Source organism: Marivita sp. (genome assembly GCF_051251565.1).
In the GTDB taxonomy this organism is placed as follows: domain Bacteria; phylum Pseudomonadota; class Alphaproteobacteria; order Rhodobacterales; family Rhodobacteraceae; genus Marivita.
This window is the reverse complement of the sequence record NZ_JBPOFB010000001.1, coordinates 1-16,458: the sequence shown is the minus strand read 5'-3', so window position 1 is coordinate 16,458 and position 16,458 is coordinate 1. Positions and strand designations below refer to the sequence as shown.

Genomic DNA, 16,458 nt, shown 5'->3' with positions numbered 1-16,458 from the left:
CACGCGCCGCTTGGCAAGTGCTGCGCTGACAGCGTAGCTAGGGCACAGCCGTCATTTGGAGAACGCATATGCAACTACTTCGCTCGGGCCCGTCCCCCTTTGTCCGCAAGGTTCTCGTGTTGCTGCACGAGACCGGCCAATATGATGATATCGAACATGTCGATGTTGCGACCACACCGCTTGCACCCGATTCCAAGCTGATCGCGGCGAACCCGGTGGGCAAGATCCCCGCATTGCTGCGCTCTGATGGCCCCGCACTCTATGACAGCCGGGTGATCTGCCGGTTTCTGGATGCGCGCGCGGGCGGTGCACTCTACCCCGAACAGCGCATCTGGGACACGCTGACCCTTGAGGCGACGGCGGACGGTATTCTCGATGCGGCGGTGCTTATGGTCTACGAGACGCGGTTCCGCCCCGAGGAAAAGGTGATGATCGAATGGGTCGATGGCCAATGGAGCAAGGTGTCCCGCGCTCTGGACGCGCTCAACACGCGCTGGATGAGCCATCTCAACGGGCGTATGGATATGGGACATATCGCGGTGGCCTGTGCCCTGGGCTATCTGGACCTGCGGCACCCCGAACGGTCTTGGCGCACCGGGCGCGACGGCTTGGCCGCGTGGTTCGAGACATTTGAGACGCGCGACAGCATGGTGGCGACACATCCGGGCGCATGATCTGCGACGGGAGGCATGGCTTGCACGTTCGTCTGCGCAGGTTTACCGACGCGTAACGTTTTTACAGGATACTGTCCCGACATGACCAATGCCAATGGCGAGAAACTGACGCTGGTTCAGCTGCTGCCGAACATGCTGACTGTCACCGCCATTTGCGCGGGAATGACGGCAATCCGGTTCGGGTTGCAGGGAAATTACGAACTGGCAGTCCAGCTGATCTTGCTGGCTGCCATTCTGGACGGTCTGGATGGGCGGCTGGCACGTGCCCTTGGTAGTGACAGCAAGATGGGCGCAGAGCTGGATTCGCTGGCTGATTTCCTGAATTTCGGGGTCGCACCGGGGATGCTTTTGTATGTCTGGGCACTTGAAGACACGCGACAACTGGGCTGGTTGGCCGTTCTGGTTTACGCAGTTTGCGCCGTGACCCGGCTTGCCCGGTTCAACGTGGCCCGCAAAGCCGAGAACGGATCGGCGGAAAGCGCATATTTCATAGGGATTCCGTCGCCTGCCGGGGCGATCCTGGTGATGCTGCCAATGTACGCGTCATTTGCCTTTGACAGCATTCAGATCGTCCCGGACGTGATTTTGGCAGGCTATATCGCGCTGGTCGGCATGTTGATGATCGGGCGCTTTCCGGTCTGGTCGTTCAAGACCACACAGATCAGCCAACGCCGGGTCAAGGTGTTTCTTGTCGGCTTTGCCGCTATTGGCGCGGCGGTTGCGATCTATACTTGGATTGCGCTTGTCGTTCTCAGCCTGATCTACATCGGAGCCGTGGTGTGGATGCTGCCCGCGTCGCGCCGTGCCTTGGCACAGTCGCGCAACAAGGCAGACACCTGATCAGAACTTGAGCGTCAGGCCGACATTCAACGCGTTGGTCTTGATGTCGGTCTCAAGCGACCCGCCTTCGGGCAGATCAACCGAGTTGCTGGAATATGTGAACTGATACTCGCCAAACACCGCGAACCTGTCATTGAGGTCATAGCTGACCCCGGCCGACACGCGCGCGGCGGGACCGGTGTATTGAAAGCCGTATTCTTCGATCCCCGTGGTCGTGTCCACATCGACATGCGGCACGGCAATACCAACGCCGCCGCCCACATAGGGCGTGATTGACCCTTCGGCCCAAAGACCCGGCCAGCGCTGGTAGGCGTTGACCGTGATAATGTTCAGGCCATCGGTGAATTCGAGGTCGGAAAACCCGATCGCGGCTTTTTCATCATCCGGCGCGTACACTTTGGCGTGGGTGAATTCGAGGCCAAAGCCCAGCGTTTCGGTCTTCCACCATGTGCCACGCACACCGTAATAGGGTGGCATCTCAAACGACCGGCCTTCCCAGCCGATCAGCGCGTCTATTTCGGCGCCGGTGCCCGGATAATCACCATATATCCGGCTGTGCGGGGATGTTTGCCAACCTGAGTAGATTGACAGCTCCATCTCCGCCAGCGCGGGCGATGCCACCGCACACGCGCAGAGCGCAAGAGTACCTGACAGAATCGTTTTCCGCATGATCAGCCGTCCATTTCGCATTTTGTCGTTGCCTAACACGGCAATATAGCACCGTCAGCGCATATTACCGCGACACTTCGGCGCTTATTTCTAACCTAAGCCGTCTGGAGGTGGACGACTAGGGGGTAGCCCGCTAAATACCCGTTCGGAGCGCCGCTCGGATTGCGGCCTAACCGTATTGTGGCCAATCGAACGGCCGATGAATGGAGAAAACCTCGTGTCCAACGCAGAACACCACGAAGGTACCCGGAGGGACTTTCTGTACTATGCGACTGCCGGTGCCGGTGCAGTTGCGACAGGTGCAGCGGTTTGGCCTCTGGTCAACCAGATGAACCCGTCCGCAGACGTTTTGGCCTTGTCCTCTATCCGTGTGGACATTTCCGGCGTTTCGGAAGGATCGCAGATCACGGTTAAGTGGCTCGGCAAGCCGGTCTTTATCCGCCGCCGCACCGCCGAAGAGATCGAAGCTGCACGGAATGTTGAGCTGTCCGACCTCCCCGATCAGGTCGCACGCAATGCGAATTTGGATGACGGTGCGGACGCGAGCGACGAAAACCGTGCTATGGACGAAAGCGGCGAATGGCTGGTTCAGATGGGCGTGTGTACGCACCTTGGATGTGTGCCTCTGGGTAACGCGGGTGACTTCATGGCCGACAGCGGCGTTGGCGGCTGGTTCTGCCCGTGCCATGGATCGCACTACGACACGTCCGGCCGCATCCGCCGCGGTCCAGCCCCGGAAAACCTTCCGGTGCCGCCTGCCGAGTTTGTTGACGAAACAACCATCCTGCTGGGATAAGGAGACGCGCGAATGTCTGGAATTCCACACGACCATTACGAGCCCAAGACCGGCGGCGAAAAGTGGCTTCACAGCCGCCTGCCGATCGTGGGCCTGCTGTACGATACGCTGACCATCCCCACACCCAAGAACCTGAACTGGATGTGGATCTGGGGTATCGTTCTGACCTTCTGTCTTGCGTTGCAGATCATCACGGGCATCGTTCTAGCGATGCACTATACGCCGCATGTCGATCAGGCCTTTGCGAGCATCGAACACATCATGCGCAACGTGAATGGCGGCGCAATGCTGCGCTATCTGCACATGAACGGCGCGTCGCTATTCTTTGTGGCGGTCTATGCGCATATCTTCCGCGGTCTTTACTACGGGTCATACAAGGCACCGCGTGAGATTACGTGGATCATCGGCATGCTTATCTACCTGCTGATGATGGGCACCGCGTTCATGGGCTACGTTCTTCCCTGGGGTCAGATGTCCTTCTGGGGTGCGACTGTGATCACCGGTCTGTTTGGTGCGATCCCGTTCGTCGGTGAATCGATCCAGACGTGGCTGTTGGGCGGACCTGCCGTGGACAATGCCACGCTGAACCGCTTCTTCTCGTTGCATTACCTGCTGCCCTTCGTGATTGCAGGTCTCGTGATCGTGCACATCTGGGCCTTCCACACCACTGGCAACAACAACCCGACCGGTGTTGAAGTGCGCCGCACGTCCAAGGCAGATGCCGAGAAAGACACGCTTCCGTTCTGGCCCTACTTCGTGATCAAGGACCTGTTCGCGCTGGCGATCATCCTCGCGGTCTTCTTTGCCGTTGTCGGGTACATGCCGAACTATCTTGGTCACCCGGACAACTACATCGAAGCCAACCCACTGGTCACACCCGCACACATCGTGCCGGAATGGTACTTCCTGCCATTCTATGCGATTCTGCGCGCGTTCGACGGTGACGTGTGGGTGGTTATCGCAGCCAGCTTCCTGACCGGGGGCATCATCGATGCGAAGTTCTTTGGTGTTCTGGCCATGTTCGGCTCGATCGCGGTAATGGCGCTGGCACCTTGGCTCGACACGTCGTCGGTACGCTCTGGCCGTTACCGCCCGATGTTCAAGTGGTGGTTCTGGGTCTTCGTGGTGAACTTCTTTGTGCTGATGTGGGTGGGCGCGATGCCGGCTGAAGGGATCTACCCATACATCGCCTTGGTCGGGTCCACCTATTGGTTCGCCTATTTCCTCGTGATCCTGCCGCTGCTTGGTGTGCTTGAAAAGCCACTGCCGCAGCCCGAGACGATCGAGGAAGACTTCAACGCGAACTACGGCAAGTCCTCGACCACACAGGGCGCAGCATCTGCGACCCCGGCCGAGTAAGAAAGGACAAGCGAACAATGCTTAAGAAACTTGCCCTCGCGGCCACATTGGCCCTGGCACCCCTCTCCGGCGCATATGCCGCCGGAGCCTCGGGTTATGTCGAGAACTTTGAGTTCTCGTTTGAGGGTCCGTTTGGCACCTTCGATCAAGCGCAGTTGCAGCGAGGCCTTCAGATCTACACTCAGGTCTGCTCCGCCTGCCATGGCATGCAATACGTGCCGCTGCGCACTCTTTCGGCAGCGGACGGCCCCGGCATGCCCGAAGATCAGGTTCTCGCCTATGCGGAACAGTTCTTTGAAGTGTATGACGAGGAAATCGAAGATTTCCGTCCGGCCCGTCCCACAGACCACTTCCCGGCCAACACTGCGGCCGGAGCACCTGATCTTAGCATGATGGCCAAAGCCCGTGCTGGTTTTCATGGCCCCTACGGCCTTGGGATCAACCAGTTCTTCAAAGGCATGGGTGGCCCGGAATATATCGCGTCCATGCTGTCCGGTTATACCGGTGAAGAAAAAGAAGAAGCAGGCACCGTCCTTTACGAGAACAAGGCGTTCCCGGGTGGCTGGATTTCCATGGCACCGGTGTTCTATGGCGATGACGTTGAATTCGCTGATGGCACAGAAGCCACGGTCGAGCAGCAAGCCCAAGACGTGGCTGCGTTCCTGATGTGGGCAGCAGAGCCCAAACTGATGGCACGCAAGCAAGCCGGTTTTGTTGGTGTCATCTTTCTGACAGTGCTGTCGGTCTTGCTGTACCTGACCAACAAGCGTCTTTGGGCGCCGATCAAGGCACGCGCAAAAGAGTAACCTTTGGGTTTACTGAGAATTTGAAAGGCCCCGCCAATTTGGTGGGGCTTTTTCATATGGAGGTCAGCACCCGCCCCGTGCGTTTAGCCTGCCCCCAAATATGCACGAAGTGTCGGTGGCGGATTGTCCAACAGAGCGTGTGTGTCCTGAGGTGGGCTGACATGGCCCTCCTCGACGACAAGGCTTTGAGGTGCAAAGCGCCGCGCATCCTTCGGGTCATGCGAGACAAGCAAAACCGTCAGGGTTTCCGCGTCTGCAACCTCGGCCACCAGATCCAACATCTCGTCCTTGAGCGCCGGGCCCAACGCCGCAAAGGGTTCGTCCAGAAGCAACACAGGTCGCGCCTGTATCAGCACCCGTGCCAAGGCGGCACGGCTTTGCTGGCCACCCGACATCTCGGACAGATGGCGCGGGGCGAACCCGGCAAGACCGACGCGCGACAGCACAGTTTCGATCAGCTCACGGTCACCGGGCTTCAGGCGGCCATTGGCCGGACGCAGCGCAAGCGCAAGGTTTTGCTGAATCGTCAGATGCGGAAACAGGTTCGTGTCCTGAAACAGGATGCTGACCGGTCTAAGTGCCGGGGCGCTGTGCGTGATGTCCTGCCCGTTCCAGCGCACAGCGCCTATCAGCGGGCACAGGAATCCTGCGACCACATCCAGAAGGGTCGATTTTCCCGACCCTGATGCGCCAATGATGGCAACCCGTTGACCAACCGCAACCGATAGGTTTGCCGTGATGTCGAACGTGCCAGCCCGTGCATGGATATGATCAAGATGCAGTCCCAACGCGCCCTCCCCTGTCAAACAGCCAAAACAAGCTCAGGCTGAGGATCAGCAGCACAAGCGCTGCACCCGCCGCCTGCTCCATCCGGTAGGCCCCCATCAATTGATACACCTTGAGCGGCAAGGTCGCTCGGTCCGGGTCCGCGAAAAGCGCAATCACTCCAAGATCACCCATCGACAGCGCCGCAGTCAGCCCAGCGGCAAAGCCCAAGGGCCGTTTCAAACGCGGCAACAGCACCCAGCGCAGCCACGCCCAGTCCGACAGACCCAGCGCCCCGCGCAGACGCGCGTAATCGGTGCGGATCACCTCGGCCTCGGGGCGGAGGATGCGCAGAACGAACGGCAGGCTGACAAAGGCGTTGACCGTCGCTGTGACGTAAAGCGCCAGTTCGAACGGGTTGGCAAAGGGGCGCACGATCAGGAACAGCCCGATGCCCAGAACCAGCGGCGAGAGCGCGATCCCGGCCAGGCCCAACCATTCGCCCCAACGGGTTGCCAATGGCACCGCCCACAGCAGGCACAACAGCGTCGATCCAAGGGCGACCATGATCGAATGCCCTGCCGCCTGCCAGACCGACGCGCCCAACGTGGTGATCCCGGCAATGCCATTCAGAACCACCATCGTCAGCGGCGTCAGCAGGAACAGCGCAGCCAGACAAATCCACACTGCATCTGCACAGATCGCGCGGCGGTCGGCGCGGTCCCAGCGCGGCAACGGACGGTCAAGCGCCCGGGCCGCGACGGGCAGGCTCGTCATCCGCAGTGCGACAAGCCCCGCGCAAAGCGCCAGCGCCAGCTGCACAAGGCCCAGCACAGCCGCGCGTGCCAAATCAAAATCGAACCGCATGGATTGGTAGATCGCCAGTTCCAGAGTTGTGGCGCGCGGCCCGCCGCCAAGCGTCAGCGCAACGGCAAAGGATGACAGGCAGATCACAAAGATCACCGCAAACGCCCCCGGCACGATCCGGCGCAGCATCGGCATCTCGACCGACAGCCACATCGCACGCCGCCTCAGACCCAGCGTCGCAGCAAGGCGGAAGTGTTCGGCAGGAAGGGCCAGCCATCCTTGCAGGATCAGCCGGGTCGCCAAGGGCAGATTGAAGAACACATGCGCCAAAAGCACACCATGCAAGCCGTAAATCTGCACCTCGGGCACTCCCAGCGGGGCCAGAACGCGGTTGAGCAGCCCCGACTGACCAAACACCGCCAGCAGGCCCAGCACTGCAACGATCACCGGCAGGATGAACGGCGCACCCAAGAGCGCCACCAAAAGCCCTCGTCCGACGAACTGCCGTCGGGCCAAAGCGCGGGCCAAAGGAATGGCAAACAGCACGCTGAGCGCTGCCGACAGCGTCGCCTGCAACAGCGTGAACCTAAGCGCCTGCCAGTCTGCGGGGCGAAACCCGGTGAAGGCGTCAGCCCGCAGCACGACTGCCGTGACCGGGCCGATCACCAGACCGGCCACGGTCAGCGCCGCAATTATTGAGACAAGGCGCGACGCCATTCCTCAACCGTTTCATCCCGCAACGCTGCGGCCTCTGCTTCGGTGTAGAACAGCACTTTTTCCGGCAGGTTCAGTTCCTTGAACCGGTCAGGCCATTTGGATGCGTCCAGTTTCGCCGGGAAAGACCAGTTTCCAGTGGCGATCATGGTCTGGAATTCTTCGGACAGTTGGAAAGCAAGAAACTGATCCGCCAATTCGGGAACATCTGTGCCCACAACCTTGGCCGACAGCTCGACCATGAAGTAGTGACCTTCAGGAAAGATCGCCGCTTTCTTGGTGCGGTCGTCTTCTGCGATGATGTGATAGGCCGGTGAGGTGGTGTAACTCAGAACCATGTCCGCTTCGCCGTCGGTGAACAGGCCATAGCTTTCGGACCAGCCCTTGGTGACGGTCAGGATCTTCGGTGCCAGCCGTCCCCACACCTGTTCGGCCTCGTCGCCATAGATCGCCTTTACCCAAAGCACGAGCGCCAGCCCAGAGATCGAAGAACGCGGGTCCTGGATCACGATTTTGAGGTCATCCGGTGCGTCCAACAATGCCGCGAAACTGGCAGGCACGTCCGATATCCGCTCTGAATTGTAGATGAACGCGGTGTGGCCATAGTTGAACGGCAAAAACACCTCGTCGGTCCACGCCACCGGAAGCGTCAGCGCCGTAGTGTCCTGCCCATGTGGCGCGAACAATCCGCTTTCGCGGGCTTTTTGAGTCACATCCGTGTTCAGACCAAACACGATATCCGCATCGGTCTGGTCGCCCTCAAGCAGGATGCGGGGCAAAAGATCACCGGGCTTGAATTGTAGATCACACGCGCATTGTGCTTCGAACATTTCTTCGATCTTGGGGCCGGGGCCCCACTCTGAGACGATGTAGTCGCCCGCGTAGACAGTCAGAACGGGGGGTTCCTGGGCCGCAACCAGACTGGTCGTGGCAAGAAGTCCCGCAGCAAATGTAAGGGCCGTTTTCATGGCATCCTCCTGTTTTGCGGCGAGAGGGCAAAGCAGGACCAGGTCCAGACCTTCCCTCCGCCGGTGTTAACCGGTTCAGGTTCAACGGGTTCGCTTGCGCATCTCAGCCAGTTCTGGCACCCCGAGGTAAGCACAGGCGTAATCCGCAAAGCCCAGCCCTGCAAGCCCCTTCCAGATCCCGGTTTCTTTGGGCCGAAAATACCTCGGGCAGCGCCCCTCGCTTCTGTCGGATGGGCATAGCCCATTCGAAACATCTTGAGGACCACCGCCCGCTGCCCTAGGACACGGACAAGCCAAGGAGACCGCCATGAGCCTGAACACATTTGGACATCTCTTCCGAGTCACCACATGGGGCGAAAGCCACGGGCCTGCCTTGGGTGCAACCGTCGATGGCTGCCCTCCGGGGGTGCCGATTGATGCAGGTATGATCCAGCACTGGCTGGACAAGCGCAAACCGGGGCAGAACAAGTTCACCACCCAGCGGCGCGAGGCCGACGAGGTCAAGATCCTGTCGGGGGTGTTCGAAGGTCAGACCACCGGCACGCCGGTGCAGTTGATGATCGAAAACACCGATCAGCGGTCCAAGGACTATTCCGACATCATGGAAAAGTTCCGCCCCGGTCATGCCGATATCACCTATTGGCAGAAATACGGCATCCGCGATTATCGCGGTGGCGGACGGTCCTCGGCGCGGGAAACGGCCGCGCGTGTGGCGGCGGGCGGTCTTGCGCGCGAGGCGATCAAGGCGATGCTGCCGGGTGTGCAGATCACTGGCTATATGACCCAGATGGGACCACACCAGATTGACCGGGGCCGGTTCGACTGGGACGAGATCGAAAACAACCCGTTCTGGGTGCCGGATGCACAGGCGGCCAGCGATTGGGCTGACTACCTCGACGGGTTGCGCAAGTCAGGCGAAAGCGTGGGTGCCGTCATCGAAGTGGTCGCGCGCGGTGTGCCAGCCGGACTGGGTGCGCCGATTTACGGCAAGATCGACACTGATCTGGCCGCCGCGATGATGAGCATCAATGCCGTCAAAGGGGTCGAGATCGGCGAAGGCATGGCCTCGGCCAGTTTGACCGGGACGGCCAATGCGGATGAGATTTTCATGGGTCCGAACGGGCCGGAGTACAGCTCCAACCACGCGGGCGGTGTTCTGGGCGGGATTTCCACGGGGCAAGACATTGTCGTGCGGTTTGCGGTCAAACCGACCTCGTCGATCCTGAGCACGCGTCGAACGATCACCAAGTCAGGCGAAGAAACCGAGATCATCACAAAGGGCCGCCACGACCCTTGCGTTGGTATTCGTGCCGTGCCGGTGGGTGAAGCAATGATGGCCTGTGTGATCCTCGACCACCTGTTGCTGCATCGCGGACAGGTGGGCAAGAACCAAGGCAAGATCGGCTAAATGCACTCTGCAAGGCCGATGCAAGCGGCTGTGATGCCACCTCTACGAGGTGGCGGCAGACAAGGCTGTATCCATCAAAGCCTGAATTTCGGACTGGCCCGTCTGGGCCACGATGCGACCCAATTCCTGATCGCCTTTCAGCACTACAAGCGTTGACCGGCGCGGGATTTGCAGCGATTGGGCAAGCTCGGACGTGCCGTAGGTGTCCCAGTCGACATCAATAAACGTGACCGCCTGACCGTAAGCCGGGTTCGCCACCTTGAGTGCTTGGATCGTGCGGCCTTGTGACCGGCAGGTCGAACACCACGACGCGGTGAAATCCAGAAAGACGGTTTCGCCTTTGGCCAACCGCTCCTGCACAAGGCCGGGGGTATAGTCGAGGATGTCGGCACTGGCTGCGAAGGGCAAAGTGGCAGTGGCAGCGGTCAAGGCGATAAAGGTACGGCGATCCATGAAGGTGTCTCCTTTTGAGGGTCAAAAACGTACGGACAGATCGACCAGCCAAGGCGGCAAAGTGTCGAGCAGCCAAATTTCGATCATGTGGTTCCATTGCAGTAGCAGGCCAATCCCAACGAGCAGGAACGCACCGCCAAGAACTGGGCGGCTGGCCTGTGCGATCTGGCGCAGCCGTGCCGTGTTGCGGCCCACAGCGCCACGCGCACCATAAGCAAGACCAAGGATAATGCTGGACACGCCCAGCGCAAAGGCTGTCATGATCAGGGTGACATGGCCAAGGCTTTGGCCTTGGCTGGCCAATGCGATGGCACCGCCCAGTGTCGGGCCGATACAGGGGCTCCAGACTGCGCCAAGCAGCGCGCCTCCGGCGAATTGGCCGCGCAGGCTGTGCCGATCCAGATCGTCGATCCCGGCGTCGGCCCGCGCCGACAGCCCCGCAGTGGCCGAGGCCATGACAGCCGCGCCTTTGGGAACCAGCAAGAGCAAACCAAACCCGATCATCATCCATGCGCCGATCATGGCCAGGGTATCGACTGTCAGCCCGATCAGGTGGCCGAAGGCGGTCACGCTGACGCCAAGCACGACGAAAGACAGGCTCATCCCGGCGGCAAGCGCCAAGGGACCACGCCTGTCCGCTTGTACGGCAGAGGCCAGCACAATGGGCAAAACCGGGATCACGCACGGGTTAATGAGCGTCAGGAGACCGGCCAGATATGCGAACACAAATTCCATACGGCTTTGCGTAAACCAGCCTAGGCCAATCTGTCATCTGACGTCTGCTCACTTCCCCGTGGCGATTGTTTCAGAATTGTCCGTCTGGCGCGACAATTGCACCGCAAGGATGCCCCCGGTTATGATGACCACGCCGATCACGTCGGTCAGGCCCAGCCCTTCGGACAGAATCAGCGCAGCTATTGCGACGCCCAGAAACGGGTTCAGGAAGTGGAAGGTTGCCGCCTTGACCGCGCCGATCCGGTTGACCAGCCAGAACCAGACCAGTGTGGCGGCCAGACCGGGCACCAGCGTGGTATAGACAAAAGCCAGCACCAGCTTCGGGGACATCGTCACCTCAAGCGTTTCGAGGATAAGTGCCGCTGGCCAAAGAACCGCGCTTCCGATCAGCATCTGAAGTCCAACAATCATCATGAAATTGCCACCAGAGCTGGCATTGCGCAGCGCCAGTGTGGCGACGGTCAGCGACAAAACCCCAATGAGGCACAGTCCAACACCCAGCAGGTCCGCCCCTGCCCCCAGCCGCGCGCCCATGATGATGACCACACCGCAGAACCCTGCGACGAGACCAAGCACGCCCAACGGCGACATGCGCTGACCCGCGAACAACCAACCGGCCACCCCGACAAGTAGCGGCATGCTTGAGGCGATGATCGCGGCTAGCGACGCTTCGATCCGTTGCATCGCCACGAAGTTCAGCCCGAGATAAAGCGCGTTTTGGCAAATGCCAAAAATGATCGTCGCGCGCCATTGGAGTTTGGTCAGCCGCCAGCTTTGGCCCATCCAGAGCGCGATCAGCACCGCCAGCGCACCCGAGATTGCAAAGCGAAAGGCAAGCGCCATCAAAGGCGGCGCGTCGGCGACGATGATCCGTGCCGAAGTGAAGGCCGAGGACCACATGACGGCAAAGGCCAGTCCCATCAGGATTGCGCGAATGTCCAAGAAAGCCTCCGGGGATGGGATGCAACGTTTACGTGCGTTGCCTTCGGCGCACTCTACGCATCGCGCGGCGGGAACTTCAACGCCTTTGGTATGCCAAAATTTCGGCCGCCACGCAGGTCACATTGCTTTGGCTTGGTCAGCGGCGCGCTGTGATCATTGCGGCACCGATGCCATGCTGTGTACCCGAGATGGTCAGACAGTCTTGCGGCCCCAGACAAGGAGTGCGACCTTCGTCGCAACATAACACAGTAGAATGAGTGCACCATGACCACACCCAAGGCTATTTTCGCAGGCTCTTTGTTCTTTCTGGGCCTTGCCGCGTGTGAACCCGTACCCGGAACCGGCGGGTCCACAGGGGTCAATTCCATCACTGTGCCGGAATCAGTGTCCTCAATCGCCGCATCGTTTCAAGACCTGAGCACCGCGCGCGTGAAACAAGAGGACGGGTGCTATTGGTACACGCACCGTGGGCCTGTCGAGACGACAGAGCTGCCGTTGCGCACAACCAACGGCAACCCGATCTGTGTGCGTCCCGCCGATTCGTGATGCGCTGAGTTACAGCGCGCCGCCGTCTGTCGGATAGAGATACGCTGTCTTGCCCGTGTCCACCTGATCATAAAGCGTGTTGATATGCGCCATCACCATGCGCACGCAGCCAGAGCTTGCCCGTGTCCCGATAGAGCGCGGCGCAGGTGTGCCATGCACACGCAAATAAGTGTCGCGGTTGCCGACATAGAGATAGAGCGCGCGTGACCCCAAGGCGTTTTCAGGACCGGGGGGCATTCCATCTTCCCAGCGGGCGTATTTTTCGGGCTCGCGTTCGATCATCGCGGGCGTCGGTGTCCATTTGGGCCATTTTGCCTTGCGCCGGATCGTGTAGACGCCGGGTTCGTACAACCCGTCACGGCCAATGGCGACCCCGTAGCGCATCGCACTGCCATCGTCCTGTATGTGGTAGAGATAGCGCGCCACCGCATCGACATGCACATCGCCCGGCGTCAGGTTGGGATTCGCTGTGACCCGCTGTGGTAGGTAGCGGGGATGCAGGCCCCAAGGGTTGCTGGTGCCCAGATCAAAATTCGCCGGGGTCACTTGCGCATCCCATCCGTCCCATTCGCTGGGTGCGGCGAAGGCGGGCCGGATCAATGCTGGCGTGGCAAGCGCCGTAAGTCCGGCAATCATGAAGCGTCGAGTAACCATGCGAAACCTTTCAATCAAATCACAGCTGCGAATGTGGCCGTTCGTGAAATGGTGGACCTACGATGCCACGTTTCATGAAACCGCCAAAGCCGCTTCGGGTTCCCTGCCAGTTTGCACGGGTCGAGGGCGGATTTGCAAGGTGGCAGGCCCGTACAAAGCGGTTAACAAATGCGCGAGGTCCATAGTTTTGGGCAGATGTGCCCAAAGCTTTGCCGTCTATGCCGAGGGTCAGCCCAACTATATCAGGTCTCGACCGGGGCCGTCATCGTGACAGACACACTACCGATGCCGTCAATCGCAACATCCACAACCATCCCCGCCTTGACAGGGCGCGCCCCGAGCGAGGTGCCGCAGGCAATCAGGTCGCCGGGATTGAGGGTCATGTCCTGTGACAACAGGCTGACGATCTGCGCGGGCGGCAGGATCATGTCATTCGCCGGATAGGATTGACGTTCGCGGTCGTTCACCAGAACCGTAATGGTCAGATCTTGCCACGCCACCTCAGTTTCAATGACCGGACCCACGACGCCAAACCCGTCAAAGCTTTTGGCACGAGTCCATTGCGGGAAAGACGGGTCCGCATTGAGTACATCCAGCGAGGTGAAATCATTGATGCAAGTGTAGCCGAAAATGGCGGCCTCGGCCTCGGCCACAGAGACGTTCTTGCAGGTGTTCCCGAGTACGATGCCCAGCTCACCTTCGAAAACAACGCGGCCTGCGGAAACAGGAATAGCGACCTCTGCCCCCGGCCCTGCGAGAGACGTGTCGGCCTTGAAGAAATACAGCGGATGGGTTGGATGATCTTGGCCACCCTTTTCGGCTGCGGCCTTGAAGTTGTTCCACAGTCCGATGAATTTTCCCGGCACCACCGGCGAAAGGAGCGTGACATCCGCCAGAGCGATTGGGTCGCCTGAAGCGGTGTCGGACCCAAGGCTGGAACGCGGGTGGAACATACCATCCATTACTAGTCCTGTGCTCTCGGTCTCGTCACTATTGCGAACGCGGGCCCATTTCATCGCAGGTCTTCCTTTCGGTCTGCTGCTTGCGTTGCCGTGCAGCTGTGGTGTCAAGTCTGATCCGGTATACTGCCTATACCGGCCGTGTCACGACACTTTGGACGTTGGATCACCATGGGTCTGGAGAAACTCAACAGCCTGACAGCAGATGAAAAAAGCCCCGCCGAAGGTCGGCGGGGCAAGGTGTGGTGCCGCGATTACATGGCCGCAGGCACCGGCGGTGTTCTGTTGAAAATCAGTTTAACTCGGACCGTATCTGCTGACGCAGAACGTCGATGGGAACGGTTTTGCCATCACGTTTGAAGCACCAATAGGTCCAGCCATTGCAGCTTGGTGCGCCTTCAAGATGTGCACCCACCTGGTGGATCGATCCCTTGATGTCATTCCCGATAAGGGTGCCGTCCGCGCGCACCTTGGCCTTGTGACGCCCGTTCATGCTCAGCAATTCTTCGCCCGGGCGCAGCATGCCTCGCTCGACCAGTTGGCCAAAGGGCACGCGCGGTTCCGCGCGCTTGCTTGTCGTGGTTTCAAGCGCGGCCTTGTCCAGACGCCGCACCGCAGCGATCCGCTGCTCGGCGACCACGCGGTATTTTTCTTCGCGTTCAATGCCGATCCAATCCCGGCCCAGCATCTTGGCCACGGCCCCGGTTGTGCCCGTTCCAAAGAAGGGATCGAGCACGATATCGCCCGGTTTGGTCGCGCCAACCAGTACACGGTGAAGCAACGCCTGCGGTTTCTGCGTCGGATGCGCCTTGTCGCCTGCCGCATCCTTGAGGCGCTCACCGCCATTGCAGATCGGCAGAACCCAGTCCGACCGCATCTGGATACCTTCGTTCAACGCCTTGAGGGCTTCGTAGTTGAAGGTGTATTTCGCGCCTTCGGATTTCGACGCCCAGATCATGGTTTCATGCGCGTTGGTGAAACGTTTTCCCCGGAAATTCGGCATCGGGTTCGACTTGCGCCAGATCACGTCGTTGAGGATCCAGTAGCCTTCATCCTGAAGCGCAGATCCGACGCGGAAAATATTGTGATACGACCCGATCACCCAGATCGCGCCATCGGGCTTCAACAAACGACGCGCCGCCTTGAGCCAGGCACGGGTGAATTCGTCATACACTTTGAAGCTTGAAAACTGATCCCAGTCGTCATCCACAGCATCGACAAGTGAATTGTCGGGGCGGTGCAAATCGCCCCTGAGCTGGAGGTTATAGGGTGGGTCTGCAAAAATCAGATCGACCGACGCAGCGGGCAACCCGTTCATGACATCGATGCAGTCGCCCGCAAGTATGGTGTTGATCGGCAACGCGTCCGCGCTGTTCGGCTTGGTCATCTTTGTCATTACTCTGCCTATCGTGCCGGCGCAATTATTGCGCTCTGTCGTTGGGCCTAAAGATGAGTCAAAGCCGATTCGCGGTCAATTTCTTTTTTGAATCAAGTGGTTATGATTTTTCCTTGTCACAACATATTGTGGACCGGCTTGAACGAACGTCTATGGTGTGGGGTTACACCAAGATTTCGAAGGGCTTCTTTGTGACATTTTGTAGGGTAACCTTGGTTCGTTTCCCAACCATAGCCAGGACACTGTTGCGCCAAATCCCACATGATTGCGTCACGCCTTGTTTTGGCCACAATCGACGCCGCTGCGATGCTCAGAGACAGACTGTCTCCTTTGATGATTGGGGTTGCCGAAAGGGTTAGTTCCCGTGGCACAAGGTTGCCGTCGATCAGCACATGATCCGGGGTGTGCGGCAGAGCGTCAATGGCTCTGCACATGGCAAGGTGGCTGGCACGTAGGATATTGATCTCGTCAATTTCCTGAACGCTCGCCTCTCCTATCCCGACTTGTGCGTGTTCGAGGATCAAACTGAGCAACGCACCACGCTTGTGCGCAGTAAGGACTTTGGAATCGTTAAGCCCAACCGGCACAGTATCCGCCTTCAAAACGACAGCCGCCGCTACGACAGGCCCCGCCAAAGGCCCGCGCCCGGCTTCGTCAACCCCCGCGATCCGTAGCATACCGCCCGCCCGCAAACGGTCTTCGAATTCAAAACTTGGAATCATCCGCTCAGGTTGCTGATATCACCGAGGATGGCAAGCCACCTGCCCCTCTCTCACCGTACCACATTGATACAATCCAACATGAAATTTGTTTTTATGCTTTCGTATCAAAACCCACTGGACACGCCCCAAACCGTCACATAGAACGCTGCAACCCGAACGTCGAACGTTCACCCGTGCCCGGGTAGCTCAGGGGTAGAGCAGTGGATTGAAAATCCTCGTGTCGGTGGTTCGATTCCGCCCCCGGG

The 16,458-nt window shown here is 59.5% G+C and carries 18 protein-coding genes and 1 riboswitch; of the genes, 7 read left to right on the top strand and 11 right to left on the bottom strand.

The features are described from left to right. The first annotated feature begins 68 nt into the window (after positions 1-68). Both ACSHXH_RS00090 and pssA read left to right on the top strand, forming a co-directional pair. Positions 69-674 carry a glutathione S-transferase gene (locus ACSHXH_RS00090; RefSeq protein ID WP_435669711.1) on the top strand — a complete coding sequence of 202 codons (606 nt, stop codon included), beginning with the start codon at positions 69-71 and terminating at the stop codon, positions 672-674. An 81-nt stretch (positions 675-755) separates the two neighbouring features. After that, positions 756-1,514 (top strand): CDP-diacylglycerol--serine O-phosphatidyltransferase, encoded by a 759-nt coding sequence (pssA, locus tag ACSHXH_RS00085; protein ID WP_435669710.1) that lies wholly within the window; start codon positions 756-758, stop codon positions 1,512-1,514. Here pssA and ACSHXH_RS00080 read toward each other — a convergent pair whose 3' ends face one another. Next, on the bottom strand, positions 1,515-2,183 hold the full coding sequence (locus tag ACSHXH_RS00080) for an outer membrane protein (RefSeq protein WP_435669709.1): 669 nt from the start codon (positions 2,181-2,183) through the stop codon (positions 1,515-1,517). It lies immediately after the preceding gene. A gap of 217 nt (positions 2,184-2,400) precedes the next feature. Here ACSHXH_RS00080 and petA point away from each other — a divergent pair, with 217 nt between their 5' ends. Genes petA through ACSHXH_RS00065 form a run of 3 tightly spaced genes read left to right on the top strand, consistent with a single transcriptional unit; the run spans position 2,401 to position 5,144 of the window. Next, positions 2,401-2,979, top strand: a complete 579-nt coding sequence (petA, locus tag ACSHXH_RS00075) for a ubiquinol-cytochrome c reductase iron-sulfur subunit (RefSeq protein ID WP_435669708.1) — start codon at positions 2,401-2,403, stop codon at positions 2,977-2,979. A 12-nt stretch (positions 2,980-2,991) separates the two neighbouring features. Continuing rightward, positions 2,992-4,338 carry a cytochrome b gene (petB, locus tag ACSHXH_RS00070; protein ID WP_435669707.1) on the top strand — a complete coding sequence of 449 codons (1,347 nt, stop codon included), beginning with the start codon at positions 2,992-2,994 and terminating at the stop codon, positions 4,336-4,338. 17 nt (positions 4,339-4,355) lie between these two features. Continuing rightward, positions 4,356-5,144, top strand: a complete 789-nt coding sequence (locus ACSHXH_RS00065; protein WP_435669706.1) for a cytochrome c1 — start codon at positions 4,356-4,358, stop codon at positions 5,142-5,144. Between the two features lie 83 nt (positions 5,145-5,227). Here ACSHXH_RS00065 and ACSHXH_RS00060 read toward each other — a convergent pair whose 3' ends face one another. From ACSHXH_RS00060 to ACSHXH_RS00050, 3 genes are read right to left on the bottom strand one after another with little or no spacing between them, the layout of a single operon-like run. Next, positions 5,228-5,932, bottom strand: coding sequence for a thiamine ABC transporter ATP-binding protein (locus tag ACSHXH_RS00060; RefSeq protein ID WP_435669705.1), 705 nt, complete (start codon positions 5,930-5,932; stop codon positions 5,228-5,230). After that, a complete protein-coding gene (locus ACSHXH_RS00055) occupies positions 5,916-7,433 on the bottom strand; it encodes a thiamine/thiamine pyrophosphate ABC transporter permease ThiP (RefSeq protein WP_435669704.1) in 1,518 nt (505 codons plus the stop codon). Before ACSHXH_RS00055 ends, ACSHXH_RS00060 begins: the two co-directional genes overlap by 17 nt. Continuing rightward, positions 7,409-8,398 (bottom strand): thiamine ABC transporter substrate-binding protein, encoded by a 990-nt coding sequence (locus tag ACSHXH_RS00050; RefSeq protein ID WP_435669703.1) that lies wholly within the window; start codon positions 8,396-8,398, stop codon positions 7,409-7,411. The genes ACSHXH_RS00055 and ACSHXH_RS00050 overlap by 25 nt, the downstream gene beginning before the upstream one ends. 35 nt (positions 8,399-8,433) lie before the next feature. Beyond that, a riboswitch (TPP riboswitch) is annotated at positions 8,434-8,532 on the bottom strand. Positions 8,533-8,705: 173 nt separating this feature from the next. Here ACSHXH_RS00050 and aroC point away from each other — a divergent pair. After that, positions 8,706-9,806 carry a chorismate synthase gene (aroC, locus tag ACSHXH_RS00045; protein ID WP_435669702.1) on the top strand — a complete coding sequence of 367 codons (1,101 nt, stop codon included), beginning with the start codon at positions 8,706-8,708 and terminating at the stop codon, positions 9,804-9,806. A gap of 42 nt (positions 9,807-9,848) precedes the next feature. Here aroC and ACSHXH_RS00040 read toward each other — a convergent pair whose 3' ends face one another. The 3 genes from ACSHXH_RS00040 to ACSHXH_RS00030 are packed head-to-tail and all read right to left on the bottom strand — an operon-like array spanning position 9,849 to position 11,936. After that, positions 9,849-10,259 carry a thioredoxin family protein gene (locus ACSHXH_RS00040; protein WP_435669701.1) on the bottom strand — a complete coding sequence of 137 codons (411 nt, stop codon included), beginning with the start codon at positions 10,257-10,259 and terminating at the stop codon, positions 9,849-9,851. Between the two features lie 21 nt (positions 10,260-10,280). Next, a complete protein-coding gene (locus ACSHXH_RS00035) occupies positions 10,281-10,994 on the bottom strand; it encodes a cytochrome c biogenesis CcdA family protein (protein WP_435669700.1) in 714 nt (237 codons plus the stop codon). Positions 10,995-11,042: 48 nt separating this feature from the next. Further along, the gene (locus tag ACSHXH_RS00030) at positions 11,043-11,936 is read right to left on the bottom strand and encodes a DMT family transporter (RefSeq protein ID WP_435669699.1); all 894 of its coding nucleotides are present in this window, start codon (positions 11,934-11,936) and stop codon (positions 11,043-11,045) included. A 264-nt stretch (positions 11,937-12,200) separates the two neighbouring features. On the opposite strand from ACSHXH_RS00030, the gene ACSHXH_RS00025 reads away from it, so the two are divergent. Then, positions 12,201-12,482: a hypothetical protein gene (locus ACSHXH_RS00025; RefSeq protein WP_435669698.1), complete on the top strand. Its 282-nt coding sequence runs from the start codon at positions 12,201-12,203 to the stop codon at positions 12,480-12,482. A gap of 9 nt (positions 12,483-12,491) precedes the next feature. Here ACSHXH_RS00025 and ACSHXH_RS00020 read toward each other — a convergent pair whose 3' ends face one another. The 4 genes from ACSHXH_RS00020 to ACSHXH_RS00005 form a co-directional block, all read right to left on the bottom strand. Next, positions 12,492-13,136 (bottom strand): L,D-transpeptidase, encoded by a 645-nt coding sequence (locus tag ACSHXH_RS00020; RefSeq protein WP_435669697.1) that lies wholly within the window; start codon positions 13,134-13,136, stop codon positions 12,492-12,494. 242 nt (positions 13,137-13,378) lie between these two features. Continuing rightward, positions 13,379-14,152, bottom strand: a complete 774-nt coding sequence (locus ACSHXH_RS00015; RefSeq protein WP_435669696.1) for a fumarylacetoacetate hydrolase family protein — start codon at positions 14,150-14,152, stop codon at positions 13,379-13,381. A gap of 235 nt (positions 14,153-14,387) precedes the next feature. Beyond that, a complete protein-coding gene (locus tag ACSHXH_RS00010; RefSeq protein ID WP_435669695.1) occupies positions 14,388-15,491 on the bottom strand; it encodes a site-specific DNA-methyltransferase in 1,104 nt (367 codons plus the stop codon). A 116-nt stretch (positions 15,492-15,607) separates the two neighbouring features. Further along, entirely contained in the window at positions 15,608-16,213 is a 606-nt protein-coding gene (locus ACSHXH_RS00005) for a ribonuclease HII (protein ID WP_435669694.1), read from the bottom strand. Between the last annotated feature and the right edge of the window lie 245 nt (positions 16,214-16,458).

What these genes read in the sequence shown, in the direction of transcription:
- ACSHXH_RS00035 (WP_435669700.1), bottom strand. Translation starts at nt 10,994, where the DNA reads ATGGAATTTGTGTTCGCATATCTGGCCGGTCTCCTGACGCTCATTAAC.
- ACSHXH_RS00025 (WP_435669698.1), top strand. Translation starts at nt 12,201, where the DNA reads ATGACCACACCCAAGGCTATTTTCGCAGGCTCTTTGTTCTTTCTGGGC.
- ACSHXH_RS00080 (WP_435669709.1), bottom strand. Translation starts at nt 2,183, where the DNA reads ATGCGGAAAACGATTCTGTCAGGTACTCTTGCGCTCTGCGCGTGTGCG.
- petB (WP_435669707.1), top strand. Translation starts at nt 2,992, where the DNA reads ATGTCTGGAATTCCACACGACCATTACGAGCCCAAGACCGGCGGCGAA.
- ACSHXH_RS00010 (WP_435669695.1), bottom strand. Translation starts at nt 15,491, where the DNA reads ATGACAAAGATGACCAAGCCGAACAGCGCGGACGCGTTGCCGATCAAC.
- ACSHXH_RS00090 (WP_435669711.1), top strand. Translation starts at nt 69, where the DNA reads ATGCAACTACTTCGCTCGGGCCCGTCCCCCTTTGTCCGCAAGGTTCTC.
- ACSHXH_RS00040 (WP_435669701.1), bottom strand. Translation starts at nt 10,259, where the DNA reads ATGGATCGCCGTACCTTTATCGCCTTGACCGCTGCCACTGCCACTTTG.
- ACSHXH_RS00015 (WP_435669696.1), bottom strand. Translation starts at nt 14,152, where the DNA reads ATGAAATGGGCCCGCGTTCGCAATAGTGACGAGACCGAGAGCACAGGA.
- aroC (WP_435669702.1), top strand. Translation starts at nt 8,706, where the DNA reads ATGAGCCTGAACACATTTGGACATCTCTTCCGAGTCACCACATGGGGC.
- pssA (WP_435669710.1), top strand. Translation starts at nt 756, where the DNA reads ATGACCAATGCCAATGGCGAGAAACTGACGCTGGTTCAGCTGCTGCCG.
- ACSHXH_RS00020 (WP_435669697.1), bottom strand. Translation starts at nt 13,136, where the DNA reads ATGGTTACTCGACGCTTCATGATTGCCGGACTTACGGCGCTTGCCACG.
- ACSHXH_RS00005 (WP_435669694.1), bottom strand. Translation starts at nt 16,213, where the DNA reads ATGATTCCAAGTTTTGAATTCGAAGACCGTTTGCGGGCGGGCGGTATG.
- ACSHXH_RS00065 (WP_435669706.1), top strand. Translation starts at nt 4,356, where the DNA reads ATGCTTAAGAAACTTGCCCTCGCGGCCACATTGGCCCTGGCACCCCTC.
- ACSHXH_RS00055 (WP_435669704.1), bottom strand. Translation starts at nt 7,433, where the DNA reads ATGGCGTCGCGCCTTGTCTCAATAATTGCGGCGCTGACCGTGGCCGGT.
- ACSHXH_RS00050 (WP_435669703.1), bottom strand. Translation starts at nt 8,398, where the DNA reads ATGAAAACGGCCCTTACATTTGCTGCGGGACTTCTTGCCACGACCAGT.